21 protein-coding genes are annotated in these 22,558 nt (G+C 68.0%); 12 read left to right on the top strand and 9 right to left on the bottom strand.

Annotation, left to right across the window (positions count from 1 at the left end; genetic code table 11):
* Positions 1 to 57 precede the first annotated feature (57 nt).
* Complete coding sequence (locus tag ABL838_RS17960) at positions 58 to 954, top strand: alpha/beta fold hydrolase (RefSeq protein ID WP_418121348.1); 897 nt, start codon at positions 58 to 60, stop codon at positions 952 to 954.
* A gap of 10 nt (positions 955 to 964) precedes the next feature.
* Here ABL838_RS17960 and ABL838_RS17955 read toward each other — a convergent pair whose 3' ends face one another.
* From ABL838_RS17955 to ABL838_RS17945, 3 genes are all read right to left on the bottom strand, one after another.
* Positions 965 to 1,816, bottom strand: a complete 852-nt coding sequence (locus ABL838_RS17955) for a substrate-binding domain-containing protein (protein WP_418121347.1) — start codon at positions 1,814 to 1,816, stop codon at positions 965 to 967.
* Positions 1,817 to 1,897: 81 nt separating this feature from the next.
* Positions 1,898 to 2,104: a hypothetical protein gene (locus ABL838_RS17950; protein WP_126022096.1), complete on the bottom strand. Its 207-nt coding sequence runs from the start codon at positions 2,102 to 2,104 to the stop codon at positions 1,898 to 1,900.
* Positions 2,105 to 2,143: 39 nt separating this feature from the next.
* Positions 2,144 to 3,043, bottom strand: coding sequence for an SPFH domain-containing protein (locus ABL838_RS17945; RefSeq protein ID WP_418121346.1), 900 nt, complete (start codon positions 3,041 to 3,043; stop codon positions 2,144 to 2,146).
* Between the two features lie 75 nt (positions 3,044 to 3,118).
* Between ABL838_RS17945 and ABL838_RS17940 the strand changes: the two genes are divergently transcribed.
* Positions 3,119 to 3,640 carry a hypothetical protein gene (locus ABL838_RS17940; RefSeq protein ID WP_418121345.1) on the top strand — a complete coding sequence of 174 codons (522 nt, stop codon included), beginning with the start codon at positions 3,119 to 3,121 and terminating at the stop codon, positions 3,638 to 3,640.
* Positions 3,641 to 3,655: 15 nt separating this feature from the next.
* Here the strand turns inward: ABL838_RS17940 and ABL838_RS17935 are convergent, their stop codons facing one another.
* From ABL838_RS17935 to ABL838_RS17925, 3 genes are all read right to left on the bottom strand, one after another.
* On the bottom strand, positions 3,656 to 4,426 hold the full coding sequence (locus tag ABL838_RS17935; RefSeq protein ID WP_369661911.1) for a TIGR04325 family methyltransferase: 771 nt from the start codon (positions 4,424 to 4,426) through the stop codon (positions 3,656 to 3,658).
* Positions 4,427 to 4,516: 90 nt separating this feature from the next.
* Complete coding sequence (locus ABL838_RS17930; RefSeq protein ID WP_369661912.1) at positions 4,517 to 5,413, bottom strand: response regulator; 897 nt, start codon at positions 5,411 to 5,413, stop codon at positions 4,517 to 4,519.
* Positions 5,391 to 8,792, bottom strand: coding sequence for an ATP-binding protein (locus ABL838_RS17925; RefSeq protein ID WP_418121344.1), 3,402 nt, complete (start codon positions 8,790 to 8,792; stop codon positions 5,391 to 5,393). The genes ABL838_RS17930 and ABL838_RS17925 overlap by 23 nt, the downstream gene beginning before the upstream one ends.
* Positions 8,793 to 9,045: 253 nt before the next feature.
* On the opposite strand from ABL838_RS17925, the gene urtA reads away from it, so the two are divergent.
* From urtA to ABL838_RS17875, 10 genes are all read left to right on the top strand, one after another.
* Entirely contained in the window at positions 9,046 to 10,311 is a 1,266-nt protein-coding gene (gene urtA, locus ABL838_RS17920; protein WP_369661914.1) for an urea ABC transporter substrate-binding protein, read from the top strand.
* Positions 10,312 to 10,388: 77 nt separating this feature from the next.
* The gene (gene urtB, locus ABL838_RS17915; protein WP_418121343.1) at positions 10,389 to 11,303 is read left to right on the top strand and encodes an urea ABC transporter permease subunit UrtB; all 915 of its coding nucleotides are present in this window, start codon (positions 10,389 to 10,391) and stop codon (positions 11,301 to 11,303) included.
* Between the two features lie 28 nt (positions 11,304 to 11,331).
* Positions 11,332 to 12,522, top strand: a complete 1,191-nt coding sequence (gene urtC / locus ABL838_RS17910) for an urea ABC transporter permease subunit UrtC (RefSeq protein WP_418121342.1) — start codon at positions 11,332 to 11,334, stop codon at positions 12,520 to 12,522.
* 19 nt (positions 12,523 to 12,541) lie between these two features.
* Positions 12,542 to 13,285, top strand: a complete 744-nt coding sequence (gene urtD, locus ABL838_RS17905; protein ID WP_126022105.1) for an urea ABC transporter ATP-binding protein UrtD — start codon at positions 12,542 to 12,544, stop codon at positions 13,283 to 13,285.
* A gap of 1 nt (position 13,286) precedes the next feature.
* Positions 13,287 to 13,988, top strand: a complete 702-nt coding sequence (gene urtE / locus ABL838_RS17900) for an urea ABC transporter ATP-binding subunit UrtE (protein ID WP_126022106.1) — start codon at positions 13,287 to 13,289, stop codon at positions 13,986 to 13,988.
* Positions 13,989 to 14,012: 24 nt separating this feature from the next.
* Positions 14,013 to 15,245 carry a formamidase gene (gene fmdA / locus ABL838_RS17895; protein ID WP_369661917.1) on the top strand — a complete coding sequence of 411 codons (1,233 nt, stop codon included), beginning with the start codon at positions 14,013 to 14,015 and terminating at the stop codon, positions 15,243 to 15,245.
* A 20-nt stretch (positions 15,246 to 15,265) separates the two neighbouring features.
* Positions 15,266 to 15,610, top strand: coding sequence for a zinc ribbon domain-containing protein (locus ABL838_RS17890; protein ID WP_126022108.1), 345 nt, complete (start codon positions 15,266 to 15,268; stop codon positions 15,608 to 15,610).
* Positions 15,611 to 15,762: 152 nt separating this feature from the next.
* Positions 15,763 to 16,113: an alpha/beta hydrolase gene (locus ABL838_RS17885; RefSeq protein WP_126022109.1), complete on the top strand. Its 351-nt coding sequence runs from the start codon at positions 15,763 to 15,765 to the stop codon at positions 16,111 to 16,113.
* Positions 16,114 to 16,247: 134 nt separating this feature from the next.
* Positions 16,248 to 17,543 carry an aspartate carbamoyltransferase gene (locus ABL838_RS17880; protein ID WP_418121341.1) on the top strand — a complete coding sequence of 432 codons (1,296 nt, stop codon included), beginning with the start codon at positions 16,248 to 16,250 and terminating at the stop codon, positions 17,541 to 17,543.
* Between the two features lie 185 nt (positions 17,544 to 17,728).
* Complete coding sequence (locus ABL838_RS17875; RefSeq protein ID WP_369661921.1) at positions 17,729 to 18,088, top strand: hypothetical protein; 360 nt, start codon at positions 17,729 to 17,731, stop codon at positions 18,086 to 18,088.
* Between the two features lie 32 nt (positions 18,089 to 18,120).
* Here the strand turns inward: ABL838_RS17875 and ABL838_RS17870 are convergent, their stop codons facing one another.
* The 3 genes from ABL838_RS17870 to ABL838_RS17860 all read right to left on the bottom strand — a co-directional run bounded on the left by ABL838_RS17870 (position 18,121) and on the right by ABL838_RS17860 (position 22,556).
* Positions 18,121 to 20,448, bottom strand: coding sequence for a glycoside hydrolase family 3 N-terminal domain-containing protein (locus tag ABL838_RS17870; protein ID WP_418121340.1), 2,328 nt, complete (start codon positions 20,446 to 20,448; stop codon positions 18,121 to 18,123).
* 124 nt (positions 20,449 to 20,572) lie between these two features.
* Entirely contained in the window at positions 20,573 to 21,556 is a 984-nt protein-coding gene (locus ABL838_RS17865) for a D-2-hydroxyacid dehydrogenase (RefSeq protein WP_418121339.1), read from the bottom strand.
* A gap of 7 nt (positions 21,557 to 21,563) precedes the next feature.
* Positions 21,564 to 22,556: a Bug family tripartite tricarboxylate transporter substrate binding protein gene (locus tag ABL838_RS17860; RefSeq protein ID WP_418116728.1), complete on the bottom strand. Its 993-nt coding sequence runs from the start codon at positions 22,554 to 22,556 to the stop codon at positions 21,564 to 21,566.
* Between the last annotated feature and the right edge of the window lie 2 nt (positions 22,557 to 22,558).

The following is a 22,558-nucleotide window of genomic DNA, read 5'->3' as shown; positions in this document are numbered from 1 at the left end:
GCTCACCATGCGGGGTGTTCGCCCCACACCACCAGGAAAGAACAGAACGGGACATCGATGAGCCTCTTCGAAGCGCGCCTCTTCGCCGGCAATTTCCGCTCGCCGGAAGCCCATTCCTCGCTGCTGGCTTCGTATGCCCGCGTGCTCGCGCGCTGGCCCGTGCCGCACGAGAGCCGCTACGTCGAGACGCGCTACGGCCGCACGCACCTGCTGGCCTGCGGGCCGGCCTATGCGCCGCCGGTGGTGCTGCTGCACGGCGGCGGCGGCAACGCCACCACCTGGATCCACAACATCGCTCGGCTCGCGGGCTCGCTGCAGGTCTACGCGGTGGACATCATCGGCGACGCCGGCCGCAGCGAAGGGCGCCGCCCCGCGACGGAAGACGGCTACTGCAACTGGCTCGAAGACGTGCTGATCGCCATCGGCCGGCCCAAGGTGGGGCTGTGCGGCGCCTCCTTCGGCGCATGGCTCGCAGCGGCCTACGCGCGCCAGACCATGCGCCGCGTCGGCAAGCTGGCGCTGCTGGCGCCGCCGAACCTGGAGTCGGTGCGCATCGGCACGATGCTGCGCGCGGGCTTCGCCGCAGCCTTCCCGAGCGAGCGGCTGGTGCGCGCCTTCCGGGCGCTGGTGTCGTCTCCGAAGGCGCCCGAGCCGCCGCCCTGGGCCATGGACGACTGGCTCGTGCGCTGGCGCTGCCAGCGCGCCCATCCGAGGCCACCCGGCCGCATGACCGATGCCGACCTGCGCGTGCTGCCCAGGAACACGCTGCTGATGCTCGGCGAGGACGAGGTGCTATTCGACCCGGTGCGCGCCCGCGCCCGTGTGAAGGCGCAGGCGCCGCATGTGCGCGTCGAGTTGCTGCCCGACGCGGGCCACGCCATTGCCTTCGACCAGGCCGACAAGGTTGGCGATGCGCTGGTCGAGTTCTTCCTGCGCGACGGCTGGACGCTCTGACCGTGCGCGCTCAGCGCGCCGGCAGCGGCTCCAGGCCCGTCTTGGCGATGGTGGGCGCCGCTGCGGGCGAGTTGAGATAGCGGATGAGCTGCCGCGCCGCGTCGGGCTGCTTCGAGCCGGTGGCGACGCCGGCGGAGAACACCGTCACGCGCTGCACTTCGGCCGGCAGGGGGCCGATGTAGTCGATACCGGCGATGGGCAGCAGCTCGCTGACCTGCTGCAGGCCGAGCGCCGCGTCGCCGCGGGCCACCACCGAACCGACGCGCTCGCTCAGGATGCGCTTGCTCTTGGGCTTAACCTGGTCCTCGATGCCCAGCTTCTTGAGCAGCTCGGTCTCGTAGTAGGTGCCGCTCGCGCTGGCCGAGTAGGCGATCGACGGCGCGGCGATCAGCGTGCGCTTGAGCGCGTCGACCGTGCTGATGTCGGGCCTGGGCGCGCCCTTGCGCACCGCAAAGCCGATGGAAGAGCGCACCAGGTCGACCTGGCTGCCGGGCACCACCTTGCCCTGGGCCACCAGCGCGTCGAGCGCGGGGCGCGCGAGGATCACGACGTCTGCGGGCTCGTTGCGCGCCAAGCGGCTGGGAATGGAATCGTCGGCATTGCCCATGGAGGCGCCGTAGGCCGTCTTGACGCTGCGGCCGCTGCTGCGCTCGAACTCGGGTCGCAGGTCGTTGTAGGCCGCGGTGAAGCCACCCGAGGTCATGACGTGGATGTCGGCGCCGGCGACGGGCTTGCTGGTGCTGCTGCTGTTGGTGCCGAGGCTGCCGCAGCCTGCGAGCGCGAGGGCCGCGATCAGCGGGAGGGCGGCGCGGCGGGTGATGGAAAGGGCAGGGCTGAAACGGCCGAGAAAAGGTCTGGTCACGATGTCTCCAAGGGGAAGTTGGCTGCAGAAGCCATCGTAGAAGCCGGACCTGTCATTCCGCCCTCAGCGGATTCGGGGTTACTACCGAGGCGCGGCGGGCTCGTCTCCGGGCGCGCTGCCGCCCGGGTCGGCGGCCGGCAGCCGCCCGCGCCGGGCCAGCCCCTCGCGCAGCAGGAACTCGACCTGCGCGTTCGCGCTGCGAAGTTCCTGCGCGGCGAGGCGCTCGATCTCGGCCCACAGGGCCGGATCGATGCGCAGGGGATAGGCTTTCTTGCCGGGACTGGCCATCGGGTGAATACGGATCGGAAGGCGCGTACGGTTCGCGCCTCAGGTGTAGAGCGTACCGGTGTTCACCACGGGCTGAGTCTCGCGGTCGGAGCACAGCACCACCAGCAGGTTCGACACCATCGATGCCTTGCGCTCGTCGTCGAGCACGACCAGGTTGCGCTCCGACAGGCCCCTGAGGGCAGCCTCGACCATGCCGACCGCACCGGCCACGATCTGGTGCCGGGCGCTCACGATGGCCACCGCCTGCTGGCGGCGCAGCATCACCTGCGCGATTTCGGGGGCGTAGGCCAGATGGGTGAGCTTGGCGTCGAGCACTTCGACGCCGGCGCTGGCGAAGCGGCGGTTCAGGTCGTCCCTGAGGGCGTCGGCCACCGTGTCGAGGCCGGCGCGCAGCGTGGTCTCGTCGCTCGGCAGGTCGTCGCCGCTGTCGTAGGCGTAGAGGGTGGCGAGGTGGCGGATGGCCGCCTCTGCCTGGATGGCGACGAACTTGTTGTAGTCGTCGATCTCGAACACGGCCTGCGCCGTGTCGTAGACCCGCCAGACCACCGCCGCGCCGATCTCCACCGGGTTGCCGCGCTTGTCGTTCACCTTCAGCGGCGGGGTGTTGAGGTTGCGCGCGCGCAGCGAGATCTTCTGGCCACTTTGCAGCGGGTTGGTCCAGCGCAGGCCCTCGGAGCGGTCGGTGCCCTGGTACTCGCCGAAGAGCGTGAGGATGATGCCCTCGTTGGGCTGCAGCATGTAGAGGCCCGGAACCAGCACGAGGCCGACCACGACCAGCACGATGCTCATGGGCAGCGGCATCAGCCGCTGCACCATCGCCCAGACGCCGACCGCGATGAGCAGCAGCGCCACCGCGGACACGCCGTAGCCGTTGATCGACCGGTAGGGGCGCTCCCTGCGGACCGGTCGCGGATTGATGTTGGGGGTCTTCTCTTGCATCGCTGCCTCCGTTGAAAGTGATATCACTCTAATATCTTTTTGAGGCCAGTCAAGATGTTTTCGATGTCCCGGCGAATGCTCCGGATTTCCGCTGCCGCCGCGCTGGCTGCGAGCCTGTTCGGCGCCGAGCCGGCCGGTGCCACCTCGTGCGCCGGCCGCGCCTCTTTCCTCGATTCGGTGGCGGCTGCGCGCGGCGAGCCACGCGCCCGCGTGCTTCGCGTACGCGTCGTGCCCTTCGACCTGGGCGTGCCCGACTACACGCCGCCTCCGCGCTCCTTCATGTTCGAGCCGGTCGAGTTCCTCGACGGCAGGCCAGCCGGCAAGGCCGCAGGCCGCTTCATGGGCAACGGCGTGCTGCACTTCATGCTCAACGCGGCGCCGCCGGGCCGCGAGGAGCCGTTGCCGCAGGGCTCCGAATGGATCGTGCTGGCACGGGATAACGGCGAGGGCGCGCTGGGTATCGGCCCGTGCGGCTCGATCCTTGAAGTCCGAGGCGACACGGTACATGGCTTCATCCGCGGCGCCCCGACCAGCATCGACACCACGCAGGCCATGCCGCTGCGCGAGTTCCGGCGCTCGCTGGGGGCACCGAGGTAGAGCAGGCGCGCCCGGTCAGTCGACCAGATCGAAGCAGCAGCCCGCGTAGTAGGGCTTGTCGCCACCCTCGACGAAAGGCACCTCGATGGGCTTGCCCTCGTTGCGCCACACGTCGCGCTTCCGGTAGCCGGAGCGCGAGAGGTCGGCCAGCAGCTCGTCGTGGTGTTGAATGCGATAGGGACACACCGCGATGCCGATGCTGTTGAGCGTGTAGATCGTGCGCTCCGGGTGCACGGCCGTGGTGTTCATCACGATGCGCCGGGGCTTCACCGCAAGCTCCGAGAGGATCGTGTCCATGCGCACCGGCAGGTACTGCAGGCTGCCCGATACGTACAGCACGTCGCAGCCGCTGGCATCGTGGTAGTCGGTGGTGAAGCCCAACTGCTCCGTGGCCTCGCGCTTGATGGCCATCGCGCGGCCGCTCTCGACCACGCCTGGCACGTCGCACACCGTCCAGCGCAGCGTGGAGGGATAGCTCAGCACGCGCCGGAAGGCGTAGTACTTGATGCCGACGTGCCCGCCCAGGTCGAACACGCGCGTGAGGCCCGCGTCGATGGAGCGGCCCAGCCAGAACAGCCCGGGGTAGTCGTAGAAATAGATCTGCGGGCTGTAGAGCTCCCCCGCGTCGGCGTTGGCATAGCCCACGGCCTTGGAAGAGGGCGCGCCGGCCTCGGCCGCCGCGAAGCTCTCGAACGAACCCATGAACAGGTTCTCGTCCGTGTTGTTCAGGAACTTGCGCTTGTACGCACTCTCGCGGGCAGGAAATTGCAGAAGGCTGTTGAGCATCTCGTTCTCCGTTGGCATCCCCATTCTGGGCGCAACAGGAGCGGCGCAGGGGTATAGCCCAGTGCGGTTGGGGCAGTTACCCCATGGGGGTTACATACCGCTCGCCAGCGCTGCCGCCGCAGCCCGCGTCTCCACCCCCAGCTTCTCGAAGATGTGCTCCAGGTGCTTGTTCACCGTGCGCGGGCTGGTGCCCAGGATCTCGCCGATGTCGCGGTTGGTCTTGCCCTTGGCGAGCCATGAAAGCACCTCGGTCTCGCGCGGGGTGAGGGCCGCGTCCGCCAGCCGCGCGGCCGGGCCTTCGCGCTGCACGGCGAAGAGCAGCATCGTCTCGCCCAGCGCTGCCGCGCCGAGGTTGCGCACCGACAGCCGCATGCCCGTGGACGTGCCGACCGAGATGACCGCACCCGGCGCCAGCGCGGCTTCGAGCGAGGCGGGCAGCAGGCCCGGCGCCACCGGCTCCTCGAGCGCATGCAGCCACAGCGCGGCCTGCGGCGAGCGCCACGCGATGCGCCCGCGCGTGTCGACGAAGACCACGCCCATGCCCGCCACGTCCACCGCGTCGCGCGCCATGCGGGTGATGCGCGCGTTGCGCGCGTGCGTGTGCAGCCGCGCCAGCACTTCCTGCGCGCGGATCGGCTTCACCACGTAGTCGACGCCGCCGCACTCGAAGCCTTCGACCACGTGCGAAGTCTCCGACAGGCCCGTCATGAACAGCACCGGGATGTGTGCGAGCGCCGGGTTGGCCTTGATGCGCCTGCAGGTCTCGAAGCCAGAGAGCCCGGGCATCAGGCCGTCGAGCAGGATCGCGTCTGGCACGACCAGTTCGAGCCGCTGCAGCGCGGCCTCGCCGTCGGCCGCGACCAGCACGGTGTAGCCGCTGGCCTCCAGCGTGTCGCACAGCATGCCCAGGCTGCTGGGGGCGTCGTCCACCACCAGCACCACGGGGCGATCGGCCGAAGGCGATTCAGGGAGCGAGGGTGTCTGCATCTTCTGCCAGTGCGTTGCGGAGTTTGTCGAGTTCGAAGCGCGCGACCATGCCGCGCAGCCAAGTGCATGTGGCGGCCGCCGCGGGCGAGGCGGCGGCCAGCCGGTCGAGCGCGGTGTGCAGGCCGCGCACGTGGCCCATCTGGGCGAGGCGCATGAGCTCTGCGCGGTCGTCTTCCGGAAGATCGAGCTGCCGGGGGCGAGGGGGCAGGGCTTCGAGGTCGTCGAGCGCGACCGGCAATGCGTCGCCGGCCGCCAGCCATTCGAGGCCCAGGTGGCGCTCCAGCGTGGCGATGAGCTCCGACTCGATCACCGGCTTGCCCACGAAGGCCTGGCAGCCCGCCGCGCGCAGCCGCTCGGCCTGGTTCTCGAACATGTTGGCCGAGACGATGATGATCGGGATCTCGCCGAAGCCCGATGCGCGCACCGAGGCGGCGGTCTGCCAGCCGTCCATGTCGTCCATCGTCAGGTCCAGCAGGATGGCCGAGGGCAGCTCCTCGCGCAGGCTGTCGAGGCACTCGGTGCCGCTCGCGGCCTCGCGCACCTCGAAGCCCAGCGGCGCGAGCATGCCTGCGAGCATCTGGCGCTGCACCGGCTGGTCGTCCACCACCAGCAGCGTGCGGCGCTCGCCGATGTAGCCCGACACGGGCTGGCGCACGGCGCCCGCCTTGCCGGCCTGCGGGCCGGGGTCGGCCACCTCGCGCAGGTACACGCGCACGCTGAAGGTGCTGCCCTGCGAGGAAGTGGCTGCCAGCTTGAGCTCGCCGCCCATCAGCGAGGTGAGCAGCCCGGTGATGGTCAGGCCCAGCCCCGTGCCCGGCTCGCCGCGCCGGCGGCCGGCAGCGCCGCGCTCGAAGGGCAGGAAGATGCGCTGGTGGTCCTGCGGCGCCACGCCGATGCCCGTGTCGGCCACGTCGAAGCGCAGCACCTCGCGGCGCGCGTCCACGTGCAGCGTGACGGTGCCGCTGTCGGTGAAGCGCACCGCGTTCGTCAGCAGGTTGATGAGGATCTGCCGCAGCCATTTCGCATCGGCATGCACCCACGGCGGCAGCCGGCCCGCGTGCGTGTAGACGAAGGCCAGGCCCTTGTTCTCGGCCTGCGGGCGCACCATGTGCACCAGCTGGTCGAGGAAGGCCGGCAGCGCCAGCGGCGCGGGCTCCAGTTGCAGCCGGCCGGCCTCGATGCGCGCGAGGTCGAGCAGGCCGTCGATCAGGCCCAGCATGTGCTCGCCGCTGCGGTGTATGGTCTGCACCGCCTCGCGCGGCGGCTTCACGGAGTCGCCCTTCAGGAGGATCTGCGAGTAGCCCAGGATGCTGTTGAGCGGCGTGCGCAGCTCGTGCGTCATGCCGGCCACGTAGCGGGTCTTGGCCTGGTTGGCGGCCTCGGCGGCTTCCTTGGCGGCCTGAAGCGCAGCGTCGGTGCGGCGGTGTGCCTCGATCTCGAGCGCCAGCAGGTTGTTGTGCCGGTTCGATTCCTCCTGCGCCATCTGCCGGCTCTCGCTGCCCAGCACCACCCACCACGCGGCCACGGCGGCCACCACCGACAGCAGTGCGAACACCTTCAGGAAGGCCGTTGCCATGACCGGGTCGCTGGTGCCCGCCAGCGCCTCCTGCGCGTACACCACCCCCACCACGGTGGCCAGCAGCGCGATGAGCGATGCCGCCACCAGCAGGTAGTGCGCCACGCGGAAGTTCAGGCGTGCCGAGAGCGCCGGCGGCAGCAGCGCCTGCAGCCAGCCGCTCATCTGCTCGGCCGCTCGCGAGTTTGTCTTGCAGCGGTCGTGGCAGCGCGACTCGAGCGTGCAGCACAGCGAGCAGATCGGCGCGCTGTAGGCCGGGCAGTGCGCCATGTCCTCCGACTCGAAGCTGTTGTCGCACACCGAGCACTTCACGGCCTGGCCCGGCTTCCAGCGTTCGATGTCGTTGCGCGCGAGGTAGTAGCGCCCGCGCGTGCGCCAGGCCAGCAGCGGCGACAGCGCCATGGCGGTGGCCAGCGCGATGAAGGGCGAAAAAGCCCTCGCCCATTGCCCCAGCGTGCCGGAGTAGGCCAGCATGGCCAGCGCCGCCGCCGCCAGCATCGACACCAGGCCCACAGGGTTGATGTCGTACAAGTGCGCCCGCTTGAACTCGATGGTGCGCGGGCTCCAGCCCAGCGGCTTGTTGATGACCAGGTCGGCCACCAGCGCGCCGACCCAGGCGATGGCGATGTTGCTGTAGAAGCCCAGCACGTGCTCAAGCGCCGCGAACACGCCCAGCGCCATCAGCAGTATCGCGATGGCCACGTTGAATACCAGCCACACCACGCGCCCCGGATGGCTGTGCGTGAGCCGCGCGAAGAAGTTCGACCATGCCAGCGAACCCGCATAGGCGTTCGTCAGGTTGATCTTCATCTGCGACACCAGCACGAAGAGCACCGTGATGCCGAGCACCCAGGCCGGGTCGCGCAGCACGTAAGAGAAGCCCGTGAGGTACATCTGCGTGGGCTCGACCGCGTGGTTGGCCGGTATCTCGTGCTGCAGCGCGAGGAACGCGAGGAAGGCGCCGCCCATCATCTTCAGCATGCCCGGCACGATCCAGCCCGGCCCCGAGACCAGCACCGCCGTCCACCAGCGCACGCGGTTGGCGGCGGTCTTCTCGGGCAGGAAGCGCAGGTAGTCGACTTGCTCGCCGATCTGCACCACCAGCGAGAAGGCCACGGTGGCGGCGGCACCGAACATCAGCGGGTCGAAGCCGCTGCTGTCGGAGGTGCGGCCCACCAGGCCGGCGAAGTCGGCGTAGAGCTCGGGCTTCTTCACCAGCACCGCGACGAATGGGCAGATGAACAGCACGATCCAGATCGGCTGCGTCCACAGCTGCAGCCCCGAAATGAGCGTGATGCCCCGCGCCACCAGCGGAATGATGACGATCGACGACACCATGTACAGCAGCCACAGAGGCCAGTCGAGGTACATCTGCAGCGCCAGCGCGAGGATGGCCGCCTCCAGCGCGAAGAAGATGAAGGTGAAGCTCGCGTAGATCAGCGAGGTGAGCGTGGAGCCCAGGTAGCCGAAGCCGGCGCCGCGCGTAAGCAGGTCCATGTCCACGCCATGGCGCGCTGCGTAGTACGAGATCGGCAGGCCCGTGAGGAAGGTGATGAGCCCGACCACCAGGATGGCCCACAGCGCGTTCGAGAAGCCGTAGCTCAGCGCGATGGCCCCGCCGATGGCCTCCAGCGCCAGGAACGACGTGGCCCCGAAGGCCGCGTTGGCGACGCGGAACTCCGACCACTTGCGGAAGCTGCGCGGCGTGTAGCGAAGCGCGTAGTCCTCCAGCGTCTCGTTCGCGACCCAGGCGTTGTAGTCGCGGCGGATGCGGAAGATCTTCTGTCCGGAGACGGATTGCATGGCGGGTTCTCGCGGCGGCGGTGGCATGGCGCGGGGTACAGCAAGAAGCGCTCCCTGAGTGCTTCCGCCGCGCTTGCACTGGTTTCTGGCTCGCGAGTCTGCAGGCACGGCCGGCTCCGGCCGCTACGTTGAATGACGTATTCGCGCATACGCCAGTGATTTCTAAAGTTCCAGCCATGGTGCTCGGGGCACCGTCCGATGCACTTCGATGGTGCGCGGCCCTCCTTTCCAACAACCTGCCTGGAGTTTCCTGATGTCGCGTGATTCCGATCCTTCCCTCGATGCCATGGCACTGCGCCGCCGCCGCCTGCTGCAGGGCGCCGCCGCGCTGCCCGTGATGGGCCTCAGCGGCCTGAGCTTCGGTCAGGGCCAGTTCCCCACGGCCAAGGTCAACACCACCAAGCTGGCCGTGACCGACACCGAGGTCACGGTGGGCCAGTTGCATTCGTCCACCGGCACCATGGCCATCTCGGAGACCGGCTCCATCCAGGCCGAGCAGCTCGCCATCGACCAGATCAACGCCATGGGCGGCATCCTGGGCCGCAAGATCAAGGTCATCAAGGAAGACGGCGCCTCCGACTGGCCCACCTTCGCCGAGAAGTCGAAGAAGCTGCTGGTCAACGACAAGGTCGCGGCCGTGTTCGGATGCTGGACCAGCGCCTCGCGCAAGGCCGTGCTTCCGGTGTTCGAGAAGGAGAACGGCCTGCTGTACTACCCCACCTTCTACGAAGGCCTGGAGCAGAGCAAGAACGTGATCTACACCGGCCAGGAAGCCACGCAGCAGATCATCTGGGGCCTGGACTGGGGCGCGAAGGAGAAGAAGGCCAAGACCTTCTTCCTGGTGGGCTCCGACTACATCTGGCCGCGCACCTCGATGAAGATCGCGCGCAAGCACATCGAGAACTTCCAGAAGGGCTCGGTCAAGGGCGAGGAGTACTACCCGCTGGGCCACACCAACTTCAACTCGCTGATCAACAAGATCAAGGTGGCCAAGCCCGACTGCATCTTCGCGGCCGTGGTGGGCGGCTCGAACGTGGCCTTCTACAAGCAGCTGAAGGCCGCGGGCATCACCGGCGACAAGCAGTTCCTGCTGACGCTGGCCGTGACCGAGGACGAGATGACCGGCGTGGGCGGCGAGAACTTCGCGGGCTTCTACTCGTCGATGAAGTACTTCCAGACGCTGGACAACGCGAACAACAAGAAGTTCGTGGAAGCCTTCAAGGCCAAGTACGGCAAGGACGCCGTCATCGGCGACGTGACGCAGGCGGGCTACCTCGGCCCCTGGCTGTGGAAGGCCGCGGTGGAGAAGGCCGGCAGCTTCGATGTGGACAAGGTGGTGGCCGCATCGCCGGGCATCGAGCTGAAGACGGCGCCCGAGGGCTACGTGAAGCTCGACGCCAACCACCATCTGTGGAGCAAGGCGCGCATCGGGCAGGGGCAGCCGGACGGGACGTTCAAGGTGGTGGCGGAGTCGGCCGAACTGATCAAGCCGGATCCGTTCCCGAAGGGCTACCAGTAAGCAGGCCTCCGGCCCTCACCCCAACCCTCTCCCGCAAGCGGGAGAGGGGGTAACTCCAACCTTCCGGACTTCCCGCCATGACTTTGTCGGACATGCTGAACATCGGCCTCATGCAGGGCTTCGCGGGGCTGAGCCTCTTCGCGGTGCTGCTGCTGATGGGGCTGGGCCTCGCGATCATCTTCGGCCAGATGGGCGTGATCAACATGGCGCATGGCGAGTTCATGACCATCGGCGCCTACTCGATCTACCTGGCCGCGCGCGTCACCGAGAGCCTGGCGCCCGGGTTCATGCCGTACTACTTCCCGATCGCCATCGGGCTGGCTTTCGTCTTTGCCTTCGTCACCGGATGGATCGTGGAATGGGCGTTGATCCGCCACCTCTACAAACGCCCGCTCGACACGCTGCTCGCCACCTGGGGCGTGAGCCTGGGGCTGCAGCAGATCTTCCGCACCTTCATCGGGCCGAAGGAGGTGAGCCCGACGCTGCCCGAATGGCTCATGGGCTCGTGGACGCCGCACGAAGGCCTGGACATCCCGATCAACGGCCTGTTCGTGCTCGCGCTCACCGCGCTGGTCACGGGTGGCGTGCTGGTCGCGCTGCACAAGAGCCGCTGGGGCCTGCGGGTGCGCGCCACCGTTGCCAACCGCACCATGGCCAATGCCACCGGCATCGACACGAAAAAGACTGACCGCCTCACCTTCGCCATCGGCTGCGGCATTGCCGGCGTGGCGGGCGCGGCCTTCACCACCATCGGCTCCACCGGGCCGACCTCGGGCTCGCTCTACATCGTCGACGCCTTCCTGGTCGTCACCTTCGGCGGCGCGGCCAGCCTCTTCGGCACGGTGGTCTCGGCCTTCGGCATCGCGCAGACGCAGTCGGTCTCGGAGTTCTTCATGACCGGGTCGATGGCCAAGGTGCTGACGCTGTCGCTGATCGTCTTCATCCTGATGCTGCGCCCCCAAGGACTTTTTGCAGTCAAGGTGCGCCGCTGAATCCGATTCCTTCCTGGAGAACGTTCCGATGAATTTCATCAAGGCCTCGATCCAGCGCTACCAGCTGGGCAGCCTCCTGCTGCTGGTGCTGCTGCTCGCGGTGGTTCTGCCGCTGTCGCTCGACATCTTCCGCCTCAACCTCGTGGGCAAGTACCTCACCTATGCCTTCGTGGCCGTGGGCCTCGTCATGGTGTGGGGCTACGGCGGCGTGCTGAGCCTGGGGCAGGGGGTGTTCTTCGGCATCGGCGGGTATGCGATGGCGATGTTTCTCAAGCTGGAGGCTTCCGACCCGGTCTCCACCAAAATCCAGACCACGCCGGGCATTCCGGACTTCATGGACTGGAACCAGATCACCGAGCTGCCCACGCTGTGGCTGCCGTTCAAGAGCCTGCCGCTGAGCCTCGCGCTGGTGGTGCTGGCGCCGATGGCGCTGGCCTGGCTCATCAGCTTCGCGATGTTCAAGCGCCGCGTGGGCGGGGTGTACTTCGCGATCATCACGCAGGCGGTGGCGCTGATCTGCACGGTGCTCATCATCGGCCAGCAGGGCTACACCGGCGGCGTGAACGGCATGACCGACCTGAAGACCCTGCTGGGCTGGGACACGCGCACCGACGGCGCCAAGTACGTCCTCTACTACGTCTGCGTGGCCCTGCTGGTGGGCAGCATCCTGCTGTGCCGCTGGATCCAGACCAGCAAGCTGGGCACGCTGCTGCTGGCCATGCGCGACAAGGAAGACCGCGTGCGCTTCTCGGGCTACGACGTGTCGAACTTCAAGGTCTTCATCTTCTGCCTGGCCGCGGGGCTCTCGGGCATCGGCGGCGCGATGTTCGCGCTGCAGGTGGGCTTCATGTCGCCGAGCTTCGTGGGCATCGTGCCGTCCATCGAGATGGTGATCTTCTGCGCGGTCGGCGGCCGCATGAGCCTGGTGGGGGCGGTTTACGGCGCGCTGCTGGTGAATGCGGGCAAGACGCTGTTCTCCGAGAGCTTTCCGGACCTGTGGCTGTTCCTGATGGCGGCGCTCTTCATCGGCGTGACCATGGCCTTCCCCATGGGGCTCGCGGGCGTGTGGGAAGAAAAGATCCGCCCGTGGTGGAAGTCGCGCCGGCAGGCATTGCGCGACGCGGCCGTCAAGCCGCCGGCACCAACCGTATCGGCAACGCCCGCAGCACAGCCCGTCGAGCCCGCGCTGCCCGAAGGCATCGGCAGCCAGCGCGCCTGAACACACGCGGAGCAACCTCATGAGCAATACCGACTTCGCGCTCGCAGTGGAAGACCTCACCGTCTCCTTCGACGGTTTCAAGGCCATCGACGACCTGACGCTGTACATCGACCGCAACGAGCTGCGCGTGATCATCGGCCCCAACGGCGCGGGCAAGACCACGCTGCTGGACCTGATCTGCGGCAAGACGCGCGCCAGCGCCGGCAGCATCAAGTTCAGGAACACCGAACTCACGAAGATGGCCGAGCACAAGCGCGTGCGGCTGGGCATCGGACGCAAGTTCCAGACGCCTTCCATCTACGAGAACCTCAGCGTGTTCCAGAACCTGGAGGTGTCGTTTCCCAAGGGGCGTTCGGTGTTCGGCGCGCTCGCCTTCAAGTGCGACGACGAGGTCAAGGCCAGGGTGCAGGCGGTGGCCGGCGAGATCGGCCTGGCCGACAGGCTCGACACCGAGGCCGGCCTGCTGAGCCACGGCCAGAAGCAGTGGCTCGAAATCGGCATGCTGCTGATGCAGGAGCCCGAACTGCTGATGCTCGACGAGCCCATCGCCGGCATGAGCGCGCGCGAACGCGAGCTCACCGCCGAGCTGCTCAAGCGCATCTGCCAGAACCGCGCCGTGATCGTCATCGAGCACGACATGGCCTTCGTGAAACAGATCGCGCACAAGGTCACGGTGATGCACCAGGGAAAGATCCTCGCCGAAGGGCCGATGGAGAAGGTGCAGGCCGACCCGAAGGTCATCGACGTCTACCTGGGCCACTGACATGAGCAACATCAACCTGAAGGTCGAGGACCTGCACGTCGCCTACGGCCAGAGCGAGGCGCTGCACGGCATCTCGTTCGACGGCCATGCCAACGAGACCGTCGCCATCATGGGCCGCAACGGCATGGGCAAGACCACGCTGTTCAAGAGCCTGATGGGCGTGCTGCCGCTGAGGAGCGGGCGCATCGAGGTGGCGGGGCAGGACGTGTCGCGCGACGAGAGCTTCCGCCGCGTGGCCAAGGGAATCGCCTACGTGCCGCAGGGGCGGATGATCTTCCCGACGCTGACGGTGGAGGAGAACATCCAGACCGGCCTGGAGAACTCGAAGACACGGCGCATCCCGGAAGAAATCTACGCGCTCTTCCCCGTGCTGTGGGACATGAAGAGCCGCAAGGGCGGCAACCTCTCGGGCGGCCAGCAGCAGCAGCTCGCCATTGCGCGCGCGCTCGTCACAGACCCCAAGGTGCTGCTGCTGGACGAACCCACCGAAGGCATCCAGCCTTCGATCATCAAGGACATCGCGAAGGCGCTCAACGAGATCCGCAAGCTGCGCGGCATCACCATCGTGGTGTCCGAGCAGGTGCTGAGCTTCGCGATGGACGTGGCCGACCGGCTCTTCGTGATCGAGGGCGGGCGCCTCGTGCACGAGACGGCGCGCGACAAGACCGATGTCGACCGCATCAAAGCCTACCTCTCTGTTTAACCACAACCCCAGGAGCCACTGCAAATGACGGACACGCTGATCAAGGTCGACCTGACCAAGCCGCCCACTGAGAACGAGATGATCCACAACCGCTGGCATCCGGACATCCCGATGGCCTGCTGGGTCAACCCGGGCGACGACTTCATCCTGGAGACCTTCGACTGGACCGGCGGCTTCATCAAGAACAACGACAGCGCCGACGACGTGCGCGACATCGACCTGAGCACGGTGCACTACCTCTCCGGCCCGGTGGGCGTGAAGGGTGCCGAGCCCGGCGACCTGCTGGTGGTCGACCTGCTGGACATCGGCGCCAAGCAGGACAGCCTCTGGGGCTTCAACGGCTTCTTCTCGAAGAAGAATGGCGGCGGCTTCCTCACCGACCATTTCCCCGAAGCGCAGAAATCGATCTGGGACTTCAAGGGCATGTTCACCAGCTCGCGCCACGTGCCCGGCGTGAACTTCGCGGGCCTCATCCACCCAGGCCTGATCGGCTGCCTGCCCGACAAGCCCATGCTCGACATGTGGAACGAGCGCGAGAAGGCGCTGATTGCCACCGACCCCGAGCGCGTGCCCGGCCTGGCCAATCCGCCTTTTGCGGGCACGGCCCACATGGGCAAGATGACCGGCGAGGCGAGGGCGAAGGCCGCGGCCGAAGGCGCGCGCACCGTGCCGCCGCGCGAACATGGCGGCAACTGCGACATCAAGGACCTGTCGCGCGGCTCCAAGGTGTTCTTTCCGGTGTACGTGGACGGCGCCGGCCTGAGCGTGGGCGACCTGCATTTCAGCCAGGGCGACGGCGAGATCACCTTCTGCGGCGCCATCGAGATGGCCGGCTGGGTGCACATGAAGGTCTCGCTCATCAAGGGCGGCATGGCCAAGTACGGCATCAGGAACCCGATCTTCAAGCCCAGCCCCATCACGCCGCAGTACAACGACTACCTGATCTTCGAGGGCATCTCGGTCGACGAGAGCGGCAAGCAGCATTACCTCGACGTGAACGTGGCCTACCGCCAGGCCTGCCTGAACGCCATCGAGTACCTGAAGAAGTTCGGCTACTCGGGCGCGCAGGCCTACTCGATCCTCGGCACCGCGCCGGTGCAGGGGCACATCAGTGGCGTGGTCGACGTGCCCAACTCGTGCGCCACGCTGTGGCTGCCTACCGGCATCTTCGACTTCGACATCAACCCCAGCGCCGCCGGCCCTGTGAAGTTCATCGACGGCAGCATCGACATGCCGCTGTCGCCAGACCTGCGCTGAACATTGAAGAAAGACCCGCCATGCCCACCTACGACTACGCCTGCGGGCATTGCGGCGGCTTCGAGGCGCTGCGGCCCTCGGGCCTGCGCGACGAGCCGGCCGCATGCCCCGACTGCGGCAGCGCGTCGCCTCGCGTGCTGTCGGCCGCGCCCCGGCTCGCGCTGATGGCCACGGGCACGCGCCGCGCAATGGAAACCAACGAGCGCGCCCGGCACGAGCCGACGAGTTCGCGCGACTATGCGCGGCTGCGGCATCCCGCGGGGTGCGGCTGCTGCGGCTCTTCGTCGAAGCGCGGCGCAACGATGACCGCGCCCAATGGCGCGAAGTCGGCACCGTCGCGAAGGCCCTGGATGATCAGCCACTGAGGGCGTCGGACCGTATCGGCGGGACGCTTTTTCAAGGCCCGCATTGTTTCAATCCCGTGAACGCCGCGGTTCTTTTTGCACGCGTTTTTCGGGGCGATTCAGGATCAAACTTCTCCTCACCAACCAACCCGTTTGCCCTGAAGGAGATTGAAATGAATGCCTCGAAGATCCTCGCCGCTGCTGCTCTCTCGCTCCTGGCTGCTGCCGGAGCACAAGCAGAAACCTATGACGGCGTGCACGTCGTGAATTCCTCGGTGACCCGTGCCGAAGTCGCACCGCAAGCCGCTGCCGCCGCCCGCGCCGGCAACGAATACAGCGATGCCTCCGCCGCCGGTGCACAGAGCTTCACCTCTACCGCCAACCGTGCGACCGTGCAGGCCGAGGCCGTTGCCAAGGCGCACGACCCGCTCGCCAGCCTCGATCGCCGCGCGTTCTATCGCGACGAAGTGCCGCAAGCCTACAAGAAGCCCAGCGTGTCGTTCACGCGCCAGGCTGGCCTGTAATCAGGCGACATCGGCCGCTGCTGCGGCTGCATGGACAAGGACGAGAAGCGGGCCGATCGGCCCGCTTTTTTCATGGGCGCATGTTTCACCTTGGGGCTTCTAAAATATACGCGATGAGTATATATTTGCGACTCATGAACATGCCGCAACAGGTGCTCCTCCGCGACGCGATGCGTCAGCTCAACATGACGCGCGACGCTTTCGCCGAACGCATCGGAAGCCGCAGAAGGGCGCTCGACGCCTGGCTGCTGCCCGACGAATCCAACGAATTCAGGGCCATGCCCGAGGTCGCGCGGCGCTTCGTCAGCGAAATCCTGGCTTCGGATGGTCGGCGCGGTGAATATACGCAAAGCGCACATGAAGGCGCGTTGCGCAAGTCGATGGCCGTCGAGGGCTCGCTGCACCTGCTCTCGGTCAGCCAGTTCAACCGCGACGCCATCGACGAGCTCTTCCATCTGGCCGACGTGATGCAGCCCATCGCGCGCCGCCGCAAGGTGAGCCGCGTGCTCGAAGGGGCCGTGCTGGCCAACCTGTTCTTCGAGGCCAGCACGCGCACCCGGGTGAGCTTCGGCGCGGCTTTCTGCCGGCTGGGCGGCTCGGTATGCGACACCACCGGCTTCACCTTCTCGTCGATGGCCAAGGGCGAGTCGATCTACGACACCAGCCGTGTCATCAGCGGGTATGTCGACGCCATCGTGGTGCGGCATCCGGAGCAGGGCTCCGTGGCGGAGTTCGCGCGCGCCACCAACGTGCCCGTCATCAACGGCGGCGACGGGCCGGGCGAACATCCGAGCCAGGCACTGCTCGACCTGTACACCATCCAGCGCGAGTTCTCGCGGCTGGGCAAGCTGGTGGACGGTGCGCACGTCGCGATGGTCGGCGACCTGAAATACGGGCGCACCGTGCATTCGCTCATCAAGCTGCTGGCGCTGTACAAGGGCCTGAAGTTCACGCTGATCTCGCCGCCGTCGCTGGCCATGCCCGCCGGGATCGTCGATGCGGTGAGCCGCAACGGCCATGTGGTCGAGATCGCCGCCACCCCGGCGCAGGGGCTGGCCGGCGCGGACATCATCTACGCCACGCGCATCCAGAAGGAGCGCTTCGCCCACGACGAAGTGCTGGAAGGCTTCGACAACGCCTTCGAGATCAACCGCGCGCTGGTCGAATCGGCGTGCAAGCCCGACGTGGTGGTAATGCACCCGCTGCCGCGCGACAGCCGCCCGGGCTCGCACGATCTCAGCGTCGACCTCAACAACGACCCCCGCCTGGCCATCTTCCGCCAGACCGACAACGGCATCCCGGTGCGCATGGCCATCTTCGCCACGCTGCTGGGCGTGGACAAGCTCGTGAGCCGCTCGATGCGCGACGCCGCGTGGACGCCGCCCTCGCACATCGGGCCCGACGACAGCACTTTCCACGGGCTCGACTGACGCCCGCTGCCTCCGGGCGCGTCAGGTGTGGGCGAGGATGTTGACCAGCTTGCCGAACGGATCGCGCGTAGAAGCGCTCATCCGCGCCTAAGCGAACTCTCACGGCACCCTAAGCAGACCCTCAGCGGCACATAAGTACTGCGTCCTAGAGTGAATCCACCGTCATCACTCACAAGGAGACAGCCATGAGAGTTCGAACCATTGCCCTGTGCATCGCCACCGGGCCCGCGCTGGTGCTGGCATCGCTCGCGCATGCGGGCGGGCGGGCCGATCCGGACTATCCGCAGATCTCGCACTCGACGCAATCGCGCGATGCGGTGGCCGACGAGGCCGCGCGTGCGAACAACGGAGTCCATGCGACCGAGGTCGCCGAATCGCAGCCCGCGCCGAGCGTGTCGGGGGCCGATCGCGCCCAGGTGCAGGCCGAGGCGATTCGCGCGAACAACGGCATCCATCCGACCGAGGTGATGGAGTCGCAGGTGGCACCGCCCGTGGCATCGGCGAACCCATCGGGTTCGCCGGTCGCGCACGCGATGGGCGAATAGATGGGCGAATAGGGGCCCGGTGCAGGCGGGTTTCAATCCCGCGTGAGCACGAAGCGCTTGCGGATGCCGCCCGCGGCCGAAGGCGCCACCCACAGGTCGAACTCGCCGGGCTCCACGGTCGGCTTCATGTCGCGGCCGATGAACGACAGGTCGTCGGCCGTGAGCGTGAACTCGACCGTTTCCGATGCGCCCGGCGCGATCGCCAGCTTGCGGAAGCCCTTGAGCTCGCGCACCGGCCGCGTCACGCTGGCGGCGCGCTCGGCGATGTAGAGCTGCACCACTTCCTCCGCGTCGCGCGAGCCGGTATTGGTGACGGTGGCGCGCACGCGCAGCGTGCCGGCCAGCGGCATGCGTTCGCTGCTCAGCTCGACGCTGTCGTAGCGCACCGGTGAAAAGCCGATGCCGTGGCCGAAGGGGTAGAGCGCCTCGTTCGTCGCGTCGACGTACCGCGTCTTGAAGGCCGTGCCGGGCGCGCTCTCGGGCGAGGGGCGGCCGGTGCGCTTGTGGCCATAGTAGTAAGGCACCTGCCCGGCCGTCTGCGGAAAGCTCACCGGCAGCCGGCCCGAGGGATTGAAGTCGCCGAACACGACATCGGCGATCGCGTTGCCGGTCTGCACGCCGAGGAACCATGTGACGAGGATGGCGCGCGCATTGCGCACCGCGCCCTTCAGCGCCATCGCGCGGCCGTTGCTCAGCAGCACGACAACCGGCTTGCCGGTGGCGGCCACCGCCTCGGCCAGGTCCTGCTGCGCCTGCGGCAGGCCGATGTCGCTGCGCGAGCGCGCCTCGCCCGACATCTTCTGGCTCTCGCCGATGGCCAGCAGCACCACGTCGGCATCGCGCGCGGCCGCCACCGCCGCGTCGATGCCACCGGGCAGCGCCGACTCGATGCCCGAGCCGCGCACCACGTTCACCGACGAATTGGGGCCCAGCGCGTTGCGCAGGCCCTGGTCGATGCCCACCGGCGCCGACTGTCCGGGGAACAGGCTCCAGGCGCCCATCAGGTCGATGGTGCCCTCGGCGAAGGGGCCGATCAGCGCGATCTTCGTGCCGGCCTTTGGCAGCGGCAGCAGCATGCGCTCGTTCTTCAGCATCACGATGGAGCGGCGTGCGCTCTCGCGGGCCAGCGAGATGAATTCGGGGTTCTCGGGGCGCTGTGCGGCGGGCAGGCCGTCGAGGCCGCGCATGGGGTCGTCGAACAGGCCCAGCTTCTGCTTGACGCGCAGCACGCGGCGCACGGCCTCGTCGAGCCGCGACATCGGCACTTCGCCCGAGGCGACGAGATCGGGCAGGTAGCGCATGTACAGGCCGCTCTGCATGCTCACGTCGGTGCCCGCCATGAAGGCCTGCTTGGCGGCCTCGCGCGGATTGGCGGCGTAGCCGTGCTCCACCAGTTCTTCGTCGGCCGTGTAGTCGGAGACCACGAAGCCACGGAATTTCCATTCGTCGCGCAGCACGCCAGTGAGCAGCGCCGGGTTGGCGGTGGAGGGCACGCCGCCGATCTCGTTGAAGGCGCTCATCACCGACAGCGCGCCCGCGTCCAGCGCCGCGCGGAACGGCGGCAGGTACACCTCGCGCAGCGTGCGCTCGGAGATGTCGCTCACGTTGTAGTCCAGGCCGCCCTCGGCCGCGCCGTAGGCCGCGAAGTGCTTGGGCGTGGCCAGCATCGAGTCGGGCCGGGAAAGATCCGTGCCCTGGAAGCCTCGAACCCGAGCGGCCGCGAACTGCTTCGCGAGGAAGACGTCCTCGCCCACGCCTTCGAGGCCGCGGCCCCAGCGCGCATCGCGTGCGATGTCGACCATCGGCGCGAAGGTCCAGCGGAAGCCGTCGGCAGTGGCCTCCACCGCCGCCGCGCGCGCCGTGCGCTCGGCCAGCGCGGGCTCCCAGCTCGAAGCCTCGGCCAGCGGCATCGGGAACATCGTGCGAAAGCCGTGGATCACGTCGGCGCCGAAGATCAGCGGAATGCCCAGCCGCGACTCCTTGATCGCGATCTGCTGCAGTCGCCGCTTGCCCTCGAGGCCCGCGTTGTTGAACAGGCCCGTGAGCCGGCCGGCGCGCACGTCTGCCGTTTCCTGCTGCGCATTGCGCCAGCCGGCCTGCGGGTTGTTGGGTGTGTCGATGTCCGCCGGGCCGTACAGGCTGAGCTGGCCGGCTTTCTCCTGCACCGTCATGCGGGAGATCAGGACTTCGATGCGGGCTTCGGCGTCTTGCTGCGGTTGCTCCTGTTGTTGTGGCTGCGGCGTGGCAGCCGTTGACGCATCGGGGGCGGCCGATGCGGAGGGCAGGAGGAGCGCGAGGGAGAGGAGGGCGCAGGCGGGGGCGAGAGAGCGCGCCGGATGGCGCGGGAATCGGACGTGCATGGGCTCCTATTCTGCAGATAACAGTAGCCGCCCTTCCATGGCGGGTTTTGGCACTGTCGGCTAAAGGAGCGGGAGCGTCGGTTCTCCTTCGGCAGAATGCCGGGAGGAGTAGATCGCGGCCGTTTCAGGCCACGCGGTTGAGCAGCGGCTCGCCGCGCATCCAGCGCTGCAGGTTGTCGAGGAAGATGCCCGCCACGCGCGCCTCGTTGCCGTCCGAATGGCCGGCGGTGTGGGGCGTGACGATGACGTTCGGCAAATCCCACAAGGGCGAGTCGGCCGACAGCGGCTCGTGCGCGAACACGTCGAGATACGCGCCAGACAGCGCGCCGCCGCGCAAGGCATCGATCAGCGCCGGCTCGTCGACCACCTCGCCGCGCGACATATTCACCAGCCGCGCGCCGGCATGCATGCGTGCGAGCGCCGCCGCGCCGACGAGGCCGCGCGTGCGCTCGCTCAGCGGGCATGCGAGCAGCAGCCAATCGGCGCGCGGCAGCACCGTGTGCAGCCGCTCGTAGCTCAGGCTCTCGTGCGCGGGAGCGGCCGCCGGCGCCTCGCTGCCGCGCACGCACACGATGCGCAGGCCCAGCGCCGCAAGCAGCGCGCCCAGCCCTTGCCCGATGGGCCCCCAGCCGACGATGACCGCCGTCTGCCCCGCAAGATCGCGTGGCAGGCCGCTGCCCAGGAGCGGCGACCACGCATGCACGCGCTGCGCGGCCAGCAGCTGCGGAAACTGCCGCGCCAGCATCAGCACGCCGGCCAGCGCGGTCTGCACCACCACGCTCGCGTTGGCGCCGGAGGAGGTCGTTACTTCCACGCCGCGCGCTCGCAACTCGCCGTACACAGGCCGGTCCGCGCCCGCCGAATGCGCATGCACCCAGCGCAGCGATGGCGCATTGCGCAGTGCGTCGTGAAAGGCCTGCGTGTGCGGCAGCAGCTCGTGCTTGGTCGAAAGTCCGGTGACGTCGCGCGAGACGAAGGCGACGTCGGCATCGCCGCCGGGGCTCACCAGCAGATGCGCGCGCCCGTCGAGCGCGGCCTGCAGGCCGGGTGCGGTCTGCGCCGCGGCTTGCGGGCTCATCAGGATCCGCAGTGGCGGGGTGTTCGTCATCCGGTGCCTATTCCGCGGTCGCGCCCGATTCGCGCACGATGGCCTTCCATTTCTCGTACTCCTGCCGCGTGAACTTGCCGAACTGCTCGGGCGTGCCGCCCACCGGGTCGGCGCCTTCGCGGATCATCTGCGCCTCCAGCGGCGGCAGTGCGTCGTTCACCGACTTGTTGAGCAGCGCGATCACCGGGGCCGGTGTGCCCTTGGGCGCGAAGAAGCCGAACCACGAGCCGGCGGAGAAATCGGCGAAGCCCTTCTCGGCCACGGTCGGCACGTCGGGCAGCGAGCGCGAGCGCTTCTGGCTGCTCACCGCGATGGCGCGCAGCTTGCCCGCCTTGATGTGCGAGATGACCGAGGGAATGGTTGCGAACATGAACTGCACCCGGCCCGCCAGCAGGTCGTTGAGCGCGTTCGCGCCCTTGTAGGGCACATGCAGCATGTCGGCGCCCACGCGCTTGCCGAGCATGTAGCTCGACAGGTGAGAGGAGGTGCCGATGCCGGTCGAGCCGTAGTTGAGCTTGCCCGGGTTGGCCTTGGCGTAGGCGATGAATTCCTCCAGCGTCCTGGCGGGCACCGCCGGGTTGACCACCAGCACGTTGGGCACGTCGGCGATCTGCACCACCGGCACGAGGTCGGCGAGCGGGTCGTAGGGCAGGTTCTTGTAGAGCGTCTGGTTGACGGCCATCGGGCCGACCGAATTGACGATCAGCGTGTAGCCGTCGGCAGGTGCGCGCACCACGAACTCGGTGCCGATGTTGCCGCCGCCACCGGGCTTGTTGTCGATGACGAAAGGCTGGCCGAGCTTTTCCGAGAGCTGCTGCGTCACGGCGCGCGCGAGGATGTCGGTGGTGCCGCCGGCCGTGAAGGCGACGACCACGCGCACGGGCTTGCTGGGGTAGGGCGATTGCGCGGCGGCCTGCATGCCGATGCCGGCGCACAGCAGCGCGGCGGCGCCGAAGGCGGCCCTGCGGGAAAGGAAGGAAAGGGGCTTGTCTCGTGTCATTC

Origin of the sequence: Variovorax sp. 160MFSha2.1 (assembly GCF_048305075.1) — a bacterium.
GTDB classification, from domain to species: domain Bacteria; phylum Pseudomonadota; class Gammaproteobacteria; order Burkholderiales; family Burkholderiaceae_C; genus Variovorax; species Variovorax guangxiensis.
The sequence above is the reverse complement of the archived record's forward strand: the minus strand, read 5'-3'. Positions and strand labels throughout refer to the sequence as shown.